The organism is Danxiaibacter flavus, from assembly GCF_041060425.1.
Taxonomy (GTDB): Bacteria; Bacteroidota; Bacteroidia; order Chitinophagales; family Chitinophagaceae; genus Danxiaibacter; species Danxiaibacter flavus.
The window spans coordinates 200,271-219,397 of sequence record NZ_JAULBC010000002.1; the positions used below are offsets into that span (position 1 = coordinate 200,271).

General features: G+C 42.1%; 15 protein-coding genes. 6 read left to right on the plus strand and 9 right to left on the minus strand.

Annotation, left to right across the window (positions count from 1 at the left end; genetic code table 11):
* Window positions 1-133: 133 nt before the first annotated feature.
* From hutH to QTN47_RS06570, 9 genes are all read right to left on the minus strand, one after another.
* Entirely contained in the window at window positions 134-1,627 is a 1,494-nt protein-coding gene (gene hutH, locus QTN47_RS06530) for a histidine ammonia-lyase (RefSeq protein ID WP_369328537.1), read from the minus strand.
* An 81-nt stretch (window positions 1,628-1,708) separates the two neighbouring features.
* A complete protein-coding gene (locus QTN47_RS06535; RefSeq protein ID WP_369328538.1) occupies window positions 1,709-2,194 on the minus strand; it encodes a MarR family winged helix-turn-helix transcriptional regulator in 486 nt (161 codons plus the stop codon).
* Between the two features lie 547 nt (window positions 2,195-2,741).
* Window positions 2,742-4,985 carry a Tex family protein gene (locus QTN47_RS06540; RefSeq protein ID WP_369328539.1) on the minus strand — a complete coding sequence of 748 codons (2,244 nt, stop codon included), beginning with the start codon at window positions 4,983-4,985 and terminating at the stop codon, window positions 2,742-2,744.
* Between the two features lie 280 nt (window positions 4,986-5,265).
* Complete coding sequence (locus QTN47_RS06545) at window positions 5,266-6,597, minus strand: exonuclease domain-containing protein (RefSeq protein ID WP_369328540.1); 1,332 nt, start codon at window positions 6,595-6,597, stop codon at window positions 5,266-5,268.
* Window positions 6,598-6,688: 91 nt separating this feature from the next.
* The gene (locus tag QTN47_RS06550) at window positions 6,689-8,236 is read right to left on the minus strand and encodes an acyl-CoA mutase large subunit family protein (RefSeq protein ID WP_369328541.1); all 1,548 of its coding nucleotides are present in this window, start codon (window positions 8,234-8,236) and stop codon (window positions 6,689-6,691) included.
* Between the two features lie 53 nt (window positions 8,237-8,289).
* A complete protein-coding gene (locus tag QTN47_RS06555) occupies window positions 8,290-8,796 on the minus strand; it encodes a DUF7935 family protein (protein WP_369328542.1) in 507 nt (168 codons plus the stop codon).
* 84 nt (window positions 8,797-8,880) lie between these two features.
* On the minus strand, window positions 8,881-10,023 hold the full coding sequence (locus QTN47_RS06560) for an alpha/beta hydrolase (protein ID WP_369328543.1): 1,143 nt from the start codon (window positions 10,021-10,023) through the stop codon (window positions 8,881-8,883).
* Between the two features lie 93 nt (window positions 10,024-10,116).
* The gene (locus tag QTN47_RS06565) at window positions 10,117-10,266 is read right to left on the minus strand and encodes a hypothetical protein (protein WP_369328544.1); all 150 of its coding nucleotides are present in this window, start codon (window positions 10,264-10,266) and stop codon (window positions 10,117-10,119) included.
* A gap of 48 nt (window positions 10,267-10,314) precedes the next feature.
* Window positions 10,315-10,512 (minus strand): hypothetical protein, encoded by a 198-nt coding sequence (locus QTN47_RS06570; RefSeq protein WP_369328545.1) that lies wholly within the window; start codon window positions 10,510-10,512, stop codon window positions 10,315-10,317.
* A 339-nt stretch (window positions 10,513-10,851) separates the two neighbouring features.
* Between QTN47_RS06570 and QTN47_RS06575 the strand changes: the two genes are divergently transcribed.
* From QTN47_RS06575 to lepA, 6 genes are all read left to right on the plus strand, one after another.
* The gene (locus tag QTN47_RS06575) at window positions 10,852-11,595 is read left to right on the plus strand and encodes a phosphoadenylyl-sulfate reductase (RefSeq protein WP_369328546.1); all 744 of its coding nucleotides are present in this window, start codon (window positions 10,852-10,854) and stop codon (window positions 11,593-11,595) included.
* A gap of 42 nt (window positions 11,596-11,637) precedes the next feature.
* Window positions 11,638-12,495 carry a uroporphyrinogen-III C-methyltransferase gene (cobA, locus tag QTN47_RS06580; RefSeq protein WP_369328547.1) on the plus strand — a complete coding sequence of 286 codons (858 nt, stop codon included), beginning with the start codon at window positions 11,638-11,640 and terminating at the stop codon, window positions 12,493-12,495.
* Complete coding sequence (locus QTN47_RS06585) at window positions 12,479-14,191, plus strand: diflavin oxidoreductase (RefSeq protein ID WP_369328548.1); 1,713 nt, start codon at window positions 12,479-12,481, stop codon at window positions 14,189-14,191. Before cobA ends, QTN47_RS06585 begins: the two co-directional genes overlap by 17 nt.
* A gap of 239 nt (window positions 14,192-14,430) precedes the next feature.
* Window positions 14,431-16,086, plus strand: a complete 1,656-nt coding sequence (locus QTN47_RS06590; RefSeq protein ID WP_369328549.1) for an NADPH-dependent assimilatory sulfite reductase hemoprotein subunit — start codon at window positions 14,431-14,433, stop codon at window positions 16,084-16,086.
* 117 nt (window positions 16,087-16,203) lie between these two features.
* Entirely contained in the window at window positions 16,204-16,839 is a 636-nt protein-coding gene (locus tag QTN47_RS06595; RefSeq protein ID WP_369328550.1) for a precorrin-2 dehydrogenase/sirohydrochlorin ferrochelatase family protein, read from the plus strand.
* 454 nt (window positions 16,840-17,293) lie between these two features.
* Window positions 17,294-19,078 (plus strand): translation elongation factor 4, encoded by a 1,785-nt coding sequence (gene lepA, locus QTN47_RS06600; RefSeq protein WP_369328551.1) that lies wholly within the window; start codon window positions 17,294-17,296, stop codon window positions 19,076-19,078.
* The last annotated feature ends 49 nt before the right edge of the window (window positions 19,079-19,127 follow it).

A 19,127-nucleotide genomic window follows, 5' to 3' on the forward strand; every position in this document is an offset into this window, starting at 1 on the left:
TGGCACAAAGAATTCTGACTATTCGATCCCTCTTACTATCTTACGGTCTTACTATCTTACGGTCTTACTATCTTACGGTCTTACGGTCTTACGGTCTTACCCGTCTTACGATCTTACCCGTCTTACAGTCTTCCTAAAATCTCTCCCACCCTCTTATAAACTCAACAGCCTTCATCATATCATTGTGTAACACGCGGTCTTTATCATTAAAAGAAACTTCCTTTCTGAAAGCCGTGAACAAGTCTTCAAGGATCGGAGATGTTTTTAAAGGTCGCCTAAAGTCAAACGCCTGCGCTGCGCTCAGCAATTCAATGGCCAGAATCCGTTCGACGTTGTTGATCACCCGTAAGCATTTAGTAGCTGCATTGGCACCCATACTTACATGATCTTCCTGGTTATTGGATGAGGAAATAGAATCTACTGATGCTGGCGTACACAGCTGCTTGTTCTCACTCACAATTCCGGCAGCCGTATATTGTGGGATCATAAATCCTGAGTTCAGCCCAGCATCCTGTACGAGGAACAACGGCAAGTTTCGCTGACCACTTATTAATTGATAGATTCTTCGTTCGCTGATATTGGCAAGCTCACTCATAGCTATGCTTAAAAAATCAAGATGGAGTGCCAGCGGTTGTCCGTGGAAATTTCCGCCACTTACGATAAGATCCTCATCCGGAAAAACATTCGGATTATCAGTGACAGAATTTATTTCAGTCAGGAAGACATTCAACACATTCTCGAAAACATCTTTTGTTGCACCGTGCACTTGTGGTACGCAGCGAAAAGAATAAGGATCCTGTACCTGTTCTTTTTCCTGTACAGCAACTTCACTGCCCTGCAGATATCTTGTGATAATGGCTGCAGTAGATGCCTGTCCTTTATGACCTCTGATCTTTTGAATATTGGGATGCAGCGGACCACTCACGCAATCAAATGCATCAAAAGACAGCGCACAGATAAGATCAGCAAGCTGCAGCAGGTGCGCTGATTTTTTAAGACAATACATTCCATAGGCACTCATGAATTGCGTTCCGTTAATCAGTGCCAGGCCTTCCTTGCTTTGAAGACGGATCGGCTGCCAGCCGAATTTATCCAGAACGACTTTGGAAGGATACTTTTTTCCTTCGAAATAAACTTCGCCAAGTCCTAGTAACGGCAAGCTCAGATGACTCAAAGGCGCGAGATCACCAGATGCACCCAATGAGCCTTGTGTATAAACAACAGGAAGCACATTGTTGTTAAACATTTGTGCCAGCCTTTCTACAGTATCAAGTTGTACGCCGCTATGCCCGTAGCCAAGCGATTGAACCTTGAGCATCAGCATCAGTTTGACAATCTCCGCAGGTACTTCATCTCCCATTCCGCAGGCATGCGATACAATCAGATTGTATTGCAATTGCTCAATCTGGTTTTTATCTATTTCCACATTTTGCAGGAAGCCAAAACCTGTATTGATCCCATAAAACAACCCGCGGTGACCGTCCATCTTGCTGTCGAGGTAAGTCCGGCATTTTTCAACCCGCTGTTTAGTTTCCGGCGTTAACTCAATCTGTTGTTCCTGATCCAACAAATCCTTCACCTGTTCAAACTGCAAGCAATCGTTATCTATTAAAAGCGTACTCTTCATAACCGTATTTCTAAATTATCTTCATTCAATTGGTGATCATACAACGAGCCTTTTCTGTCCGCTGTCAATTCTATCCACTTATCAACTTTCAATCACTCTTTCAATCCTTTCAAACAAACTCTTCTGGTGTATTCTTTTCTCCATACTTGTCAAAGCATTAAGCAATTTTTTGCTTTCTGCTGATGACCCGGCAATCTCCTCCATTGCTGTTTCCAGAGCGGTCCAAACGGGTTGTATTTTATGCAACAACTTCTCTCCTTTTGCTGTAAAAGTGATCACTTTATGGCGAGCATCTTTTTTTGAGACTGTCGATTTGATCAGCCCTTTTTGTTGAAGGTTACTGATAAGCTGGCTAATCGCAGAATGCGACACATTCACCTCTTCCGAGATTTCTTTAATAGAGGCTTCCTGCTTTTGAGAAAGAATATAAAACACTGGAAACCAGGATGCATCGAAGGCAATTTTGTGTGATTTGTAGACCTTATTCACATCATTTAAAAACGTCTCGCTAAGCCTTCTTAAGCGACTGCCGAATACAAGAAATCCCAATTGTTGGTAAAAGTTCATAAATATATAAGTGCTTATACAATTTCAAAAGTACAATTAATGTGTATGGTGACAAATTTTTTTTGACCGGAAGAAGGAGGCTTGCCACTGAAGCACTGAAATACAGAAATAAAACCGCAGGAGAGGTTAACCACAGAGGACATAGAGTTTTTTTTCACAGATGGCCACGGAGAGGAACAAGTTTTGAGGCGTGAAATCTATGGACAGAAGCATCACATAAAAAGACCCTATTTGCAAAAAAACTGATATAGCAAGCGAGTGTGAAGCAAGATTAATAATCTCAATGTGTTTTAACCTCCGTGCTACTCCCTGAAAAAAAATCCGTGTCCCCTGTGGTTAAATTCCTCCAAAACCTCACTGCTTCCGTGCCTCAGTGGTAAAAACTATGTTTTAGCCTCCGTGCTACTCTGTGAAAAAAAACTCCGTGTCCTCTGTGGTTAAATACCTCCAAAATTACCTCGGTGCTTCCGTGCCTGAGTGGCAAAATAAAACCCCGGCTGCATTGTTACCGGGGCTTCATTTTCAATTATCAATTTTCAACTTTCAATTACTTGCCAAACTTCTTCTTAAGCGCCGCCAACGCGTCATTTACGCTTAAATTACTTAAATCCTCTTCTTTCTTTTTATGTGAAGGCTGATTACTCTTATTGAACCTTGTTTCCCTTCTTGCAGGCGCTTCCTGGGTTTGCTTGATGGATAAGGCGATGCGTTTACGGGCAACATCGACCTCAAGCACTTTTACCTGTACCTTATCATTCAATTTTAAAACTTCATTAGGATCGGTGATATATTGATGAGATATCTCACTTACATGCACAAGGCCATCCTGTTTTACACCGATATCAACAAATGCACCAAAGCGCGTAATGTTGGTAACAACGCCCGGAACGATCATGCCAACCTGAACATCGTCAATGCTGTAAATAGATGCAAATTCAAATTGCTCCAATTCACTACGCGGATCCAGACCCGGCTTTTTCAATTCGTTCAGAATATCTTTAATGGTAAGTTCGCCGAATTGTTCCGTCACATATTTTTTGGCATCAACTTGTTTGATCAATTCTTCCTTGCCTATCAGTTCTTTTACATCCACTTTCAGATCCTCAGCCATCTTTTCAACCAGTTTGTATGCTTCCGGATGCACGGCGCTGGCATCCAATGGATTTTCTCCTTCCTTAATGCGCAAAAATCCTGCGCATTGCTCAAACGCTTTGCCTCCCAGGCGGGGAACTTTCATTAATTGTTCCCTGCTGGAGAATTTGCCGGCTTCATTCCTGTATTTTACAATGTTATCCGCCAGGGTTGATCCAATCCCACTCACATAGCTTAGTAAATGTTTACTTGCTGTATTCAGGTTAACACCAACGGCGTTCACGCAGCTTACAACGGTTTGATCCAGCCTTTCTTTTAAGCGGAACTGGTTTACATCGTGCTGATACTGGCCAACACCAATACTCTTTGGATCAATCTTCACCAACTCAGCCAATGGATCCATCAGTCTGCGGCCAATGCTTACCGCTCCACGTACAGTAACATCTTCATCAGGAAATTCCTCACGGGCTGTTTCCGAAGCAGAATAAACGGAGGCACCGTCTTCATTCACCAAAAACACCGGTAGATTTAGCTGCAGTTTTTTGATAAATTGTTCCGTTTCACGACCCGCCGTTCCATCACCCACCGCAATTACTTCAATGTTATATTTTGCAACCAGTTCACGAACCTTATATTCGGCATCCATTAATCTGTTCTTTTCATGGACGAAGATCAGGTCAGTTTTCAGCAGCTCTCCTTTTTCATCCAGGCAAACAGTCTTACAGCCTGTTCTATATCCCGGATCCAGCGCTAATATTCTTTTGCTTCCAAGTGGCGAGCTTAACAATAACTGACGAAGATTTTCAGCAAACACGTTAATAGCTTCTTCATCAGCTTTAGCTTTTAACGCTGTGCGGAATTCACTTTCCAAACTTGGTTGCAGTAAACGTCGGTAGGCATCTTTAATGGCACGCTTTACCTGGTCGGTTGAAGCGTTCATGCCTTTAATATATTGTTGCTCAATTTTTTCAATTGCTTCTTCTTCTACCGGTGAAATAGCCATACGCAAATGGCCCTCTAAAAAACCTCTTAAAATCGCCAGTATACGATGGGAAGGTATTTTGGAAACCGGCTCGTTAAAGTCAAAGTAATCTTTGTACTTACTTGCCTCATTTTCTTTATCAGCAATCACTTTACTTTGGAAAGTTGCTTCTTCTTCAAATACTTTACGCATTTTCGCCCTTACCTGCGCGTCTTCATTTACCGTTTCGGCGATAATATCTCTCGCTCCTTGCAGAGCCTCGTCAACAGATTTCACATTTTCTGTGATATAAGCGCCTGCTTCTGCAAGCACATCTGTATCCTTTTGTTCGAGGATGAGCAATGCAAGCGGTTCCAGACCGTTTTCGCGTGCAGTCTGGGCTTTGGTTTTGCGTTTCGGCTTGTAAGGCAGATAAATATCTTCCAGTTCAGCCAACGTAGCGGCGTTGTTTATTTTAGTCTGCAAAGCGTCGGTCATTTTACCTTGCTCGGTGATCGCTTTTTCAATAAATGCTTTTCTCTCTGTAAACTCTTTCAGGAATTTCGATTCATCCTGCACCTGCTGTATCTGCACCTCATCCAGGCCACCGGTTTTATCCTTACGGTAACGGGCGATAAACGGAATAGTAGCCCCTTCACTAAACAACTCCAAAACAGCTTCAACCTGTGAAGGTTTTAGATTTAGTTTTAACGCAATTGGTTGTGCAAATTCTGTCATAATATTCAATGTTTTATTCCCCAAAGTGGCATAGCCATTCAAAGAGGGTTGCGAATGTAGGTGACGTGTATGAAAAGAAAAAATTAAATAGCTGTCAGCTGTGAGCTATCAGCTATTAGCCATTGCTCAATTTTAATCAGCGCACTGATTTTGTGCAGACACTAATATTAAATATCGTAAACATTACCATTTTGAAGTTTAAATCAATACATCAGACATCTCCTTACATCTTACCCGTCCGAACGTGCCGTCGGTACGGGCGGGCATCTAACATCGTACATCAAAATGGTAAAATTCTTTCTGGATTTTTTATTGCGAAGCCTCTGATCAGGGAAGTGATCACTTCGTTTTCGGGATATTGGACCAGATGCTCCTTCACAGCATCTATTTCTAAGTTGTCAACATACCTGGGAATTAATCCCATGCCATAAAACCGGCCATTTTCGACCAGCACACAGGACGTCTCCTTGAAGAAATCGCAGGGCTCCATTATGGCATAGCTGCCCATTTGGCTTTTCATTTCGTTCAGGGCGTATTCAACTCTTTCATTGTAACTATAGGGCGGGCATTCATCTTCATCAACAGCAATTGATTGGTCCAGAAAACAAAGTGCAGGATGGAGATTGAAGGTCTTAACCATCTTCCACAACGTTCTGTTGGCATCCGTAAGCAGGCTGAAAGACAATTCCGGCTCCAGGTATTTTCTTTTCTTATCAATTGCGAGACGCATGTATCCTCTTGAATCCAAAAAAGAATAAATACCAAACCGTTGCTGAAAAGTCTTTTGACTGATATTGTAAATTGGCCAGAGGCGCTTTATTTCAATACTTTCAAAAATTGAAGCAGTAAATTCCGTAGCACATTCTGTAAACGTAACCGAATGAATATCACGCAAAAAATCCTGGCGTTTCTTACCGGTATTAAGACCTGTAAAATGACTGACCACACGTTTTTTCAGGTTCTTCGCTTTACCCACATAGATCACTTTCCCCTTGTTGTCATGAAAATAATACACACCCGGTACATAAGGCAGATTGTTCACTTGTTCTGCCGGCATATGGGGTGGCAGCATCTGCTCCCTGTTTTCTCTTTTGAGTGTTTCCAGCACCAACTTTTCACCGCCTTTTTGAAGGATCAGCTCAAATAATTTTGCCGTTGCTCCGGCGTCTCCGCCTGCCCGGTGTCGGTTCTCTATCTGAATAGACAATGCATCACAAATACTCCCTAAACCATATTTGGGTAACCCGGGAAAGGCTTTCTTGCTCAGGCGAAGTGTGCATAGCTTTTTGGGCTGCCATTCATAACCGCACTGCCTCAGGTGATCTTTGATAAAGGAGTAATCGAAATTAACGTTATGTGCCACAAAAACACGGCCATGCAGTAGTGTAAAAATTTTATAAGCAACATCGCTGAAAGGTGGCGCATCAGCGACCATGTTTTCAGTAATGCCGGTCAGGTAAGATATATATTTGGGGATGGGAACACCCGGATTAATCAATGTTTCAAACACATGTTCCACTTTCTCACCGTCATGTAACACAATTGCGATCTCTGTCAGACCGTTGTTATGCGAATGACTACCTGTTGTTTCTATATCTACAATTGCGTACATGAAAAAGCTACGTGCAAAGATAACTATCAACGGTCAGCTATTGGCTATCAGATAGAGACTTCTTTAAATTATGTTGGATTTAGACAGAATATCATTTGAACTCGCCGAAAACGGTTCGAAGCTCATCAGCAATTTCGCCAAGTGTGCAGTAATTTTCAATGGCTTCGATGACGGGAGGCATCAGGTTGGAGCCATCCCTGGCTGCGCTGTTAATTTTGTGTAAAGAGGCATTTACGAGGTCACTGTTGCGCGATTGTTTGAGATGCCTGAGTCTTTCGGACTGAACCAATCGGATACTGTCGTCAATTTTAAATACCGGTGCCGATCCCTCGTTTTCAACAGTGAATTTATTAACCCCCACCACTATCTTCTCTCCTTTTTCAATCTTGCGCTGGTATTCATATGCGCTTCTGGCAATTTCGTTCTGCATAAACCCCTGCTCAATTGCACTTATACTTCCGCCCATTTTTTCAATTTTGGCGATCAGCTGCAAGGCTTGTTGTTCGATTTCATTTGTCAGTGCCTCTACATAATAGCTTCCTGCAAGCGGGTCTGCAGTATCGGCGGCGCCACTTTCAAAAGCTATAATCTGCTGGGTTCGCAGTGCAATACTTGCAGCTTCCTCTGTAGGCAGACTTAATGCTTCATCATAACCGTTTGTATGCAGGCTTTGTGTTCCACCTAATACCGCGGCAAGTGTTTGTACACTTACGCGAGTGATATTGTTTAACGGCTGTTGTGCTGTTAAAGTACTGCCGCCCGTTTGTGTATGAAAACGAAGCATCATTGCTTTGGGATAAGTGGCGCCAAGCTCTTTCATAATGTGCGCCCACATTCTTCTTGCCGCCCGGAACTTGGCAACTTCTTCAAACAGGTTATTGTGAGCATTAAAAAAGAAAGAAAGGCGCTTTCCAAAAACATTTATATCCAATCCTTTTTCGATGGCAGCCTTCACATAGGCTTTACCGTTGCTTAATGTAAAAGCTATTTCCTGCACGGCGGTGCTTCCTGCTTCACGAATATGATAACCGCTGATGGAAATGGTGTTCCATTTTGGCAACTCGTGACTGCACCATTCAAAAATATCGGTAATGATGCGCATGGAAGGTTTGGGCGGAAAGATATATGTACCTCTTGCTGCGTACTCCTTTAATATATCGTTTTGAATGGTACCCGCTATTTTATGCAAATCGGCATTTTGTTGTTTGGCAAGCGCAACGTACAGCCCCAACAAAATAAAACCGGTAGCATTAATGGTCATTGAGGTACTTACACTTTCCAACTGAATACCGTTAAAAAGCCGTTGCATATCTTCAAGGCTATCGATAGCCACGCCTACTTTACCAACTTCACCTTCTGCAAGCGCATGATCACTGTCATAGCCAATTTGCGTAGGGAGATCGAAGGCGACACTTAATCCGGTCACGCCATGAGACAATAAATAATGATATCGCTGATTACTCTCTTCCGCAGTAGAAAAACCGGCATACTGGCGCATCGTCCACAATCTGCCACGGTACATATCTTGCTGAATACCTCTTGTATAAGGATATTCACCCGGCATTTCATTGTCGGCAGACCGTTGCACATCATCTTTGGTATAAACAGATTTTATATCAATCCCGCTATCAGATTTCATATGACCATTTTTTAATGATGAACGCTTTCCAGTCTGCCCCAATACAAGATACGCTATAAAAGTGTTTTAGCTTCGTATGCCAACACCTCGCTTACAATTTCGTGTAAAGCACCTTTCTTATTGTTCATCAGAAATTCAAGCAACAGTTTGTTCAGATCAAGACCGGTTGCATTTGGAGGCAATGCATTTGCAAACTGGTTAATCACCAGCATGTTTTGCTCCTTTAAATTTTTGACTGCATTCCATGCATCATGTGTAACATAGATCTGTTGGGAGATATTGTATTCAAACTCTTCCCGTATGTTTCTCACAAGCAATAACTGCATGTCTTTTGCGCTAATGCCGGAAATAGCAATACGGCTGATCAGGTTGGGCAACGCAATACGATCGACCAGGAGCGTAAGCCTTTCGTACGCCTGTAACTGCATTTGTTTTGTTTGAGGATCGATGGTTTTTTCGTCGCTTTTTTCCCCTCTTTTTACATCGCGGTATATATATACCAGCAATACGGATAAAAGGATGACGATAGCAACGCACAATAGGATAATTGTATTACTCATTCAGGATTCAATTTCTACAAAAATATAGGAATAGGTCCAAAGCAATAAAAATGTTCAGGGATAAGTTTTTAGGATACCGTACCACTATTTATGTAAGTAAACAGGCCATGCTGTGTCATATTTTGAGGGCGACGAAACAACCAGCTTTTCTATGTATTTTCTTGTATTGACTGATTTATCCTGTTTAAGATACTGGTTGAAAAAAGTTGCGGCCAAATCACAGATAACCTCGTGCCGGTTGCTATCTATATTTCCAATTTTGGGATCAACGGCCTTTGCAATTGATACGATAGACGAGAAATTTTCGTGAATTCCGTTGTTGAATTTCAGGAAATATTTTTCCGACGAATTGACGTGTGCCGGTAAGCTGTAAACAGAGTCATTTTTTGCCGGATGCTCGCTGCCCAGGTACATGTATGGAACAGTGATTGAGGCAGGTGTAAAAGGTGCTATTGTTTTTATTTCATCGAACTGTGTGTCCCAATCTTTATCAAAACCATAATAATGAATTTCAGTGCCATCAAAAGACAGCAAACATTTTATTTCATTTGAAAGCATTGCCGCCTTGGTTATTGCGCTACCACCCAGGCTCCAGCTTAACAAACCAATTTTTGATGCGTCGATGTATGGCAATTTTTTCATCTGGTCGATTACAAACAAAATATCACGCACTTGCTCATCAAGATCAACGGCGGCCGTCATAAATCCAGGAAATTTGCCAACTGAGCTAACACACGCCACAACAAATCCTTTTTTTGCAAGGCTATCGAATAGTATTACATTATCCCAGCTACTGCCATTCATCCCTGCAGCATAAACAATCAACGGTAAACGATCAACCGGTTGTTTAAGATCTCTGTAAACGCCGGTTTTGTAAGAGAGCATTTTTGCGCCGGAATCTACATGCAAATATTCAGCAAATGCCTTTGCCAGTTCCATGCTGGTTCTTTTACAGCTGTCAATGGGTGTATTGAAATTAAACCGTTGTTCATACATGTCAAGAATATCACCATATGATAATGCAGCGTGGGTAACCGAATCAGTGGAGGGATAAAATACATCAATCCTTACAGGACGCAAACTATTTGCGGAGGATGTATCAAAATGCCTTGTGCTATCAAAGTCCTTAAAAACTACCAAGCCTGTTTTATAAACCGGAGTCGTTTGGTGACTATTACATCCGGCAAGAAGTAAAAGAACTGAAGACAAAACGGCGCAAAATTTCATGGCAGTATGTTTTGAAAGTTTTAAAATACTTCGCCGCCATGTATTCTTTTCTTACTGAAAATACAATTCGAGAAAGATTAACATAAGAGCCAGCTATTCTTCCGGCTTTCCAACTTTACTAATCTGCCGGTATTTTTCGATCAAGTCCGGATGAGGTATAATTCTTTGATAAAATTCTATTTTTTGAGACGCTGATTGTATGGATGAGTTTTCGCGCAAAACCGGTACTGTTTGCCTCGTCATTGACTTTTATTGGATTTAGTGTGTTAACTACGTTGACGAGAACTAAGCTTAACTATGAATCTTCTTTTCATGCAACACTTTACTAAAATCTCCCTGGAGGGCAGCAATGTCTGACATCAATGCTTCTGAAGAAGTTCTGGAGATAATTTTCTTTACAGCTTCCTGGTAGAGATTTTCGTGTAAACAAAAAAAACTCAAAAATGCCTTCCAAAGACTTGCATTTATATTGTGACGTTTTTTGTTCATTCACAAAGATTTTCGATTTGACTGAATTATTTCCAGAACAAACTTACCAATTTTCAATAGACACATATAAATTTTTATTATCTGATTTAATCTTTCGCTCTTCTTTTGCTTTTAAGCATTATTCAAACGGTCGTTAGTTTATAGTACAATTCATCTTTTATTTGGTATTTTATTTACCGTATATTAATTTTACCACCAAAATGGTAGACTAATGTCTCAATCTCCATCATACTTCACTTCTGTCTGTTGCTGTAACAAGCTCGCACTCATCTGCTGTTGCATGCAATAATTAATAGTCTGAACCATAACAACACATAATTCCATACAACAATAGCATATATGTCTAACAACAACTTTAGCAAAACATATGATTTATCCTACAAAATAAGTGGACTATCCGAGGAGGATGCGTTGAAACTTATTTCGGAAGAACATGCGGGAAAGATTGTATTCTCCAGCAGCTTTAGCTGGGAAGACCAGGCTATAGCACACATGATACTGACGAATAAATTGCCGATTGAAATCTTCACGATTGATACCGGGCGTTTATTTGATGAGACTTATTACGTGTGGGGAAGAACCAACGAAAAGTATCACACCAAAATAAAAGCTTACTATCCCAATAACGAAGCACTCGAAGGCTATCTGCAGCAGAACGGACCGAATGCTTTTTATGAATCTATTGATCTTCGCAAAGGATGCTGCCATATCAGAAAGGTAGAACCTTTAAAGAGAGCTTTGGCCGGAAACGAAGTATGGGTAACAGGTTTACGCGCTGAACATTCACCGGAAAGAAAACAATTATCACAGGTTGAGTGGGACGAAACGAATAACATCATCAAATTTCATCCATTGCTCTATTGGACCACTGAAGATGTTACTTCTTTTATTTATAAAAACAACATTCCATACAATACACTTCACAACAAAGGTTTTGTGAGCATTGGTTGTGCACCTTGTACAAGGGCAGTTAAGCCGGGCGAAGATTTTCGTGCAGGCCGCTGGTGGTGGGAAGACAAAAACTCGAAAGAGTGCGGTCTACACTCCACTTCCGCAAACCACGAAGTAGCAAAAGCCGTTTAAGGCTTTTTATTTTCTCATGAAATCCACCAAATTTGTAGACTAATGAATGTTCGTAATACCAGTAAAGTGTACCTGGTTGGCGCCGGTCCTGGCGATCCGGAATTGTTGACGGTTAAAGCGGTTAAAATATTATCTCAGGCTGATGTTATTATTACGGACAGGCTGGTGAGCAACGCAATTATCGAAGAATACGCCCATCCTGATGCGCTAATTTACGCTGTGGGTAAACAGGGTGGTTCAAACGCTTCTGTACCGCAGCACGAAATAAATGAACTGATCGTAAAACTGGCGCAAAAACATAAGACTGTTGTAAGACTAAAAGGCGGTGATATTGCACTTTTCTCCAATGTACTTGATGAGTTGCAGGCCTTACATGATCATAACATTAGTTATGAAATAGTTCCGGGTATAACAGCTGCATCGGGAGCATCGGCTTACACAGGCGTGCCACTAACGGCACGTGGCTTTGCGCAAGGCGTAAAAATCCTGACTTATTACACAGAGTCTGCAGTTGAAGAATCTTCATGGAAAGAGCTGGCAACGTTTGAAGACACGTTGGTTTTCTATATGTCAGGAAAATCACTGCATACGGTAACAAGCAAGTTGCTTGATGCAGGAGCGGATGCATCTATTCCTTTTATTGTTGTTGAACAGGCCACTACGCCTGAACAATACGTATTTCAATCTAACTTATCAGAATTCTTCAATAACGGATTTGACATAACGTTCAAAAGTCCTTCGCTTGTTATTATGGGCCGCGTTACAGAACTGTATGAGCGTTTTGCCTGGCTTCCCAATAACAGCAAAAGGGAACATTATTTTAAACCACTTAACAACTATCCGGAATTAATACAATTAGTTAACGATTTTCAAAACGAGGCAAATGTTAGCAGAGCTTAAACTTAACACTTTTCGTGAACTGGTAAAAAACGCATCCAGGGATGAGCTTATTTGGATGAATGGGTACCTGAGTGCCGTGGTTGCTGATTTTTCTAATGGAGAAACTGCAGAAATCACTGCTGTGGCTTCGTCACCGGCTCTGGCTAACTGCACTGTGGTGTATGGCACAGAAACCGGCAATTCCAAAAAAGTAGCAACTGATTTTAGTACGCGATTGAAAAAACAAGGTGTGTCAGTAAAACTGAAAAGCCTTGAGCAGTACAGGATAAATGATCTTTCTAAAGAACAGTGCCTGCTGGTTGTGATCAGTACGCAGGGTGATGGTGAGCCACCTGCCGGAGCTAAGAAATTCTACGACTATATTTTACAAAACAACCTGCAGCTGGGGGACCTGAAATACGCTGTACTTGCACTGGGAGATTCAGCTTATCCCCTGTTCTGTAAAGCAGGTGAAGATGTCGACATCCGCCTGAGTTCACTTGGCGCAGAACGAATCGTGCCGTTGAGAAAATGTGATACAGATTACGAAGCTGATGCAACACAATGGCTGGAAGAATTGCTGAGTACTTCTTCAGGAAAAACTGCATCTGCAAGCGTTGCAACGGCAACAAAGACCAAGTCTGCAAAGAGCGGCAAAAAAGTTTTTGACGGCACGGTTATAGCAACGGTTAACCTGAATGATAAAGAATCCGGCAAAGAAACCTATCACATAGAAATAGCTTCTGACGAAGAAGTGGAATATGAACCAGGTGATTCTATCGGCATCATTGCCTTCAACAAGCCGGCATCCGTTGGCAAGATCATTGAATTGCTGGATGCATCCGCTGATCAGCAATTTTCTTTCCGTGATCAGTCACACTCACTGGAAGATCTGTTGACGACTAAAATAAATATTCAATACCTGCCTGAGCGCGTGGTACAGAACTACGCAAAGCTGGTTAAGAAAGAAATTCCATCTATCAGGATGGACCTTGCCGATCTGTTGCGCATTTATCCTTCTGATAAAAGCATGGACGTTCAGCAATTTGTTTCCATTATGGAACCAATTGCACCAAGACTGTATTCTCTTTCTTCTTCTCCTGCTGCGCATGGAAATAACGAAGTGCACATCACTGTAAGCAGAAGCAAGTTTAATGTTGATGGACACCAGCGCTTTGGCTTGTGCTCCGACTATCTGTCAACGTTGAATGAAAATGACAACATTAAGTTTTACATACAAAAGAACAATGCATTCCGCTTGCCTGAAGAAAGCAAAGATGTAATTATGATCGGACCGGGAACTGGTATCGCGCCTTTCCGTTCTTTCTTACTGGAACGAGATGCAAAAGGTGATAGCGGCCGTAACTGGTTGTTCTTCGGCGATCAGCATTTCGTATCTGATTTTCTTTATCAGACTGACTTGCAGGCTCTATTTGAAACAGGTGTACTTACAAAACTGAATACTGCTTTTTCAAGAGATCAGGATCACAAAGTATATGTACAACATCGCATGAAAGAAAAGGCTGATGAACTGTATGATTGGATTCAGTCCGGCGCTAACATTTACGTTTGCGGTGCCAAAGAACCAATGAGTGTAGATGTAGAAAACACGCTGATCAGCATTATCGCAGAAAAAGCGGACATCAGCATCGACGCAGCTACAGAATATGTACATCAGCTGCATGAAAGCGGGCAGTATCATAAAGATGTCTATTAGCTTGACAGTTCTTTCAATTGATAATTGACAGTTGAAAATTGAAAATGAATGAAGCGAACTTTGCAGGCTAAATGAAATAGCGCTGATCAAGCTTAGGTACTTCGTAACTCGTACTTGCAAAGTCAGATGTGAATATGTGCCAATTGAAAACTGTACCACATATTTAGCAACTTGTATTTGAAACCATAGTTTTGGGCTTTGAGCTTTAAGCTTTAAGCTCTCATTATAACCAACCAACAATGTCTCAGAACGAATCACCGGTAGAAAGGATCAAGAAAGCCAGCCATGGTTTACGCGGAACACTGAAAGAGAGTCTGAAAGATGAACATACAGGCGCTATCCGAGAAGATGATCAGTCATTAATAAAGTTTCACGGCATGTACATGCAGGATGACCGTGACAGAAGAGAGGAACGTGCAGCTAAGAAATTGGAACGCTTATTCTCATTCATGATCCGTTTACGCCTGCCCGGCGGATTTCTTACTGCCGAGCAATGGGAAACTTTGCACCAGGTAACGGACGAACATACAACCGGCGTAATTAAAATTACAACCAGGCAAACCGTACAATTGCATGGCATTCTAAAATCTCATATTAAGCCTACCATAGCCGCGTTCAATAAGCAGAAGCTGGATTCTATTGCTGCCTGTGGCGATGTAAACAGAAATGTGGTTGCAGGCGCGCATCCAAAATACTCTCCGTTGCATGAAGAAGTATTTCATTTTGCCGAAACAATAAGCGCCTATATGCTGCCAAAGACAAGAGCTTATTACGAGGTTTGGCTCGACGAAGAGAAACTTGTTGAAGTGACAGAAGAAGATCCACTGTATGAAAACCGTTATTTGCCGCGCAAATTCAAGATAGCTATTGCTATCCCTCCATACAATGATGTTGATGTTTTCACGAATGACGTGGGACTTATCGCCATCATAGAAAAAGACAAGCTGGTCGGCTTTAATATAGCTGCGGGCGGTGGCTTAGGGGCTACTCATGGAAACCCTGATACCTATCCGCGACTTGGTAACATCCTGGGATATGTATCGAAAGAAGATGCGTTAAAAACGATCTATGAAATAGCAACTGTTCAACGTGATAATGGTAACAGAAGTGACCGGAAATTATCGCGTCTGAAATATACCATAGAGAGAATGGGGCTGGATGTATTTAAGGCAGAAGTTGAAAAAAGAGCGGGCCTCAATTTTGCACCTGCTCGCAAATATGAATTTACGCATCGCCACGATGAATACGGATGGCACCAGAATCATGAAGGGTTGTGGTACTATACGGCCTTTATTGAAAACGGCCGCGTGCGTGATGACGAGGATGTTCAGTACAAAACTGCTTTCCTTGAAATCGCGAAAGCAAGAAAGGCAAACTTCAGGTTTACATGTAACCAGAACCTGATCATCAGTGACATTAATGAGGAAGACAAGGCTTATGTTGAAAATGTATTGCAGCAATACAGGGTTATCGAAACAACCGACAAAGCTTCTCCGGTAAGAAGAAATGCCGTTGCATGTGTGGCATTCAATACCTGTCCGCTGGCACTTGCCGAGGCCCAGCGTTACCTGCCTTCATTGATCACGAAGATTGAAGATGTGCTTGGTAAACACAAGCTTGAGCAGGAAGGCATCAGCATAAGAATGACCGGCTGTCCGAATGGTTGTGCAAGACCTTACATTGCAGAGATCGGTTTTGTAGGAACCAACTACGGCCGTTACAATATGCATCTTGGAGCTGATGTTATTGGCACAAGACTGAACAAATTATATAAAGAGAATCTCGACGAAGCTCAGATATTAGCCGAACTGGATACACTGTTTTCAGACTTCTCTGCAAAAAGAAAAAAGAAAGAATCTTTTGGCGATTTTGTGGTAAGGCAGGGAATTGTATAGCAGTCAGCTTTCAGCAATCAGCCATCAGCAATTGCCTTAAAACTGATGTGTATATTTAGACATGCACATTTATCGCTAAAGGCTCATAGCTAATTGCTGAAAGCTCAAAAATGGATCATGGACAACCTAACATCTACATCGAACATAAATAAACTGTTTCCGGTATTCTTTAAACTGGAGCAACTTCGTGTGCTGTTGATTGGTGGCGGAAATGTTGCTTTGGAGAAGCTGCAGGCGATCATCAATAACTCACCCAACACAAAGGTGAAAGTAATAACCAGAGCTGTAAATGAAGATTTTTCAGCGCTCGCAAACGCCAACGAAAATGTTTGTGTAGCGATTGGAGATTATGATGCTTCTTACTTAAATGAGTCCGATTTAGTTATTGCAGCTGTGAATGATATCGCCACAAGCGAACAGATCCGTAACGATGCTAAACAGGCCGGCAAACTCATCAATGTTGCTGACAAGCCTGAATTATGTGACTTCTATCTCGGTTCCATTGTTACAAAGGGAAGCCTGAAATTGGCCATTTCCACAAACGGTAAGTCCCCCACCGTTGCCAAAAGACTAAAAGAGGTTTTCAACGAACTCCTTCCCGACGAGTTAGAACAAGTGCTCGACAATCTTCAACAGATCCGCAATGAATTGAAGGGCGATTTTCAACACAAAGTCTCCGAGCTCAATAAGATCACCAAAACACTCATCGAAAAGCCCGCACCAAAAGACGCGGAGGATTATTGGTTTTTGTAGGTTTCTCGCTGCGGACGCAAAGAAGCAGCGGCGCGGCGAAAGGAGCTTAAAGCCCAGGGCGCAACCTCAGTTGTAAGTTATACGTTGTGCGTTTTACGTCGTAAGTAGTGAAGGGTTGAAAGTCACCACATCTTTGTGCCTTTTTCCGAGGTTGCGCCACTTAAAAAGCTTTTCTACTCTTTAGAGGACTTCCAGCCTTCGTGTTTCCAAACCTTTTTGCTTCTTTGAAACTTCGAGCCTTGGTGGCAAAAATTCTGTGCTTCGCCGTGTCACTCTGTCTCCGTGGTTTCAAACCTTTTTGCTTCTTTGAAACTTCGAGCCTTGGTGGCAAAAATTCTGTGCTTCGCCGTGTCACTCTGTCTCCGTGATTTCAAACCTTGCCTCCGTGGTTCAAAAAAACTGTGCGCCCGCGCACCACCGTCGTTGCCCAGTTTCAATTATCTTTGCCCCAATTATGGATAAGATCAGAAACTTTTGCATTATTGCGCATATAGATCACGGAAAAAGCACGCTGGCCGATCGTTTACTTGAATTCACCAAAACTATTGGAGAGAGAGACATGATGAACCAGGTTCTTGATGACATGGATCTGGAAAGAGAAAAAGGCATCACAATTAAAAGTCATGCCATACAAATGTCTTACGAATATAAAAATTCTAAATATACCCTTAATTTAATTGATACTCCGGGTCACGTTGACTTCAGCTACGAGGTTAGCCGTGCCCTTGCAGCCTGCGAAGGAGCCCTCCTATTGGTTGACGCAACACAAGGTATCCAGGCCCAAACTATCAGCAATCTTTACCTGGCATTGGAAAATGATCTTGAGATCATCCCCGTTATCAACAAAATTGATATGGATGGCGCAATGATCCCGGAAGTTAAAGATCAGATCATCGACCTGATCGGCTGCAAAGAAGACGAGATCTTATTGGCGAGCGGCAAAAGTGGAATTGGTATCGAGGAGATCTTATCTGCTGTTATTGAACGCATACCTGCGCCAAAAGGTAATGAAGACGCCCCATTACAGGCGATCATTTTTGATAGCGTTTTCAACAGTTTCCGTGGTGTAATCGCTTATTACCGTGTTTATAACGGAACCATAAAACAAGGCGACCAGGTGCGATTTATAGCAACCGACGCTGAATATGATGCTGACGAAATCGGCGTACTCAAACTCGGTCTGGATAAACGTAAAGAAGTTAAAGCCGGTGACGTAGGTTACATTATTACAGGTATCAAAAACGCGAAAGATGTAAAGGTTGGTGATACTATTACGCTGGTTTCCAATCCGGGTGAGCCTATCCAGGGCTTCGAAGAGGTTAAACCGATGGTATTCGCCGGTATCTTCCCTGTTGTAACAGAAGATTTTGAAGAGCTCCGCGATTGCATGGATAAACTGCAATTGAATGACGCATCTCTTACATATGAACTGGAGACCTCTCAGGCCCTTGGTTTCGGTTTCCGTTGCGGATTCCTTGGACTGCTCCATATGGAGATTATCCAGGAACGCCTGGAACGTGAGTTTAACCAGACTGTTATCACAACCGTTCCGAACGTAAGCTTCAACGCATATACTTCAAGAGGCGAAAAGATCATTGTAAATAATCCGGCTGAAATGCCTGATCCTACAAGACTTGACAGAATTGAGGAGCCTTACATCAAAGCACAGATCATCACTTTACCTGAGTATATCGGCAATATCATGACGCTGTGCCTTGGTAAACGCGGGATCCTGATCAACCAAAGCTATCTTACAACTACGCGGGTAGAGCTGATGTTTGAAATGCCTTTGACTGAAATCGTATTTGATTTCTACGACAAATTGAAAAGCCAGACACGCGGCTATGCATCTTTCGATTATTCGCCTATTGGCTACCGTGAAGCTGACATTGTGAAAATGGACATTTTATTGAACGGGGACAAAGTGGATGCATTAAGCGCCCTGATTCACAGAAGCCGCGCACAGGATTTCGGTCGCAAGCTTTGTGAAAAACTGAAAGAATTATTACCACGTCAACAATTCCAGATCGCTATACAAGCTGCTATCGGTGCAAAAGTCATCGCCCGCGAAAACATTAGTGCGATGCGTAAGGACGTAACCGCGAAATGTTATGGTGGTGACATCAGCCGTAAACGTAAGCTGTTGGAAAAACAGAAAGAAGGTAAAAAACGTATGCGCCAGATTGGTAACGTAGAAGTTCCGCAGGAAGCGTTTTTAGCAGTGTTGAAACTGGATTAGGAAATGTACGATGTACGGTTTTAGATGTAAGATGTATATTACTCCATAA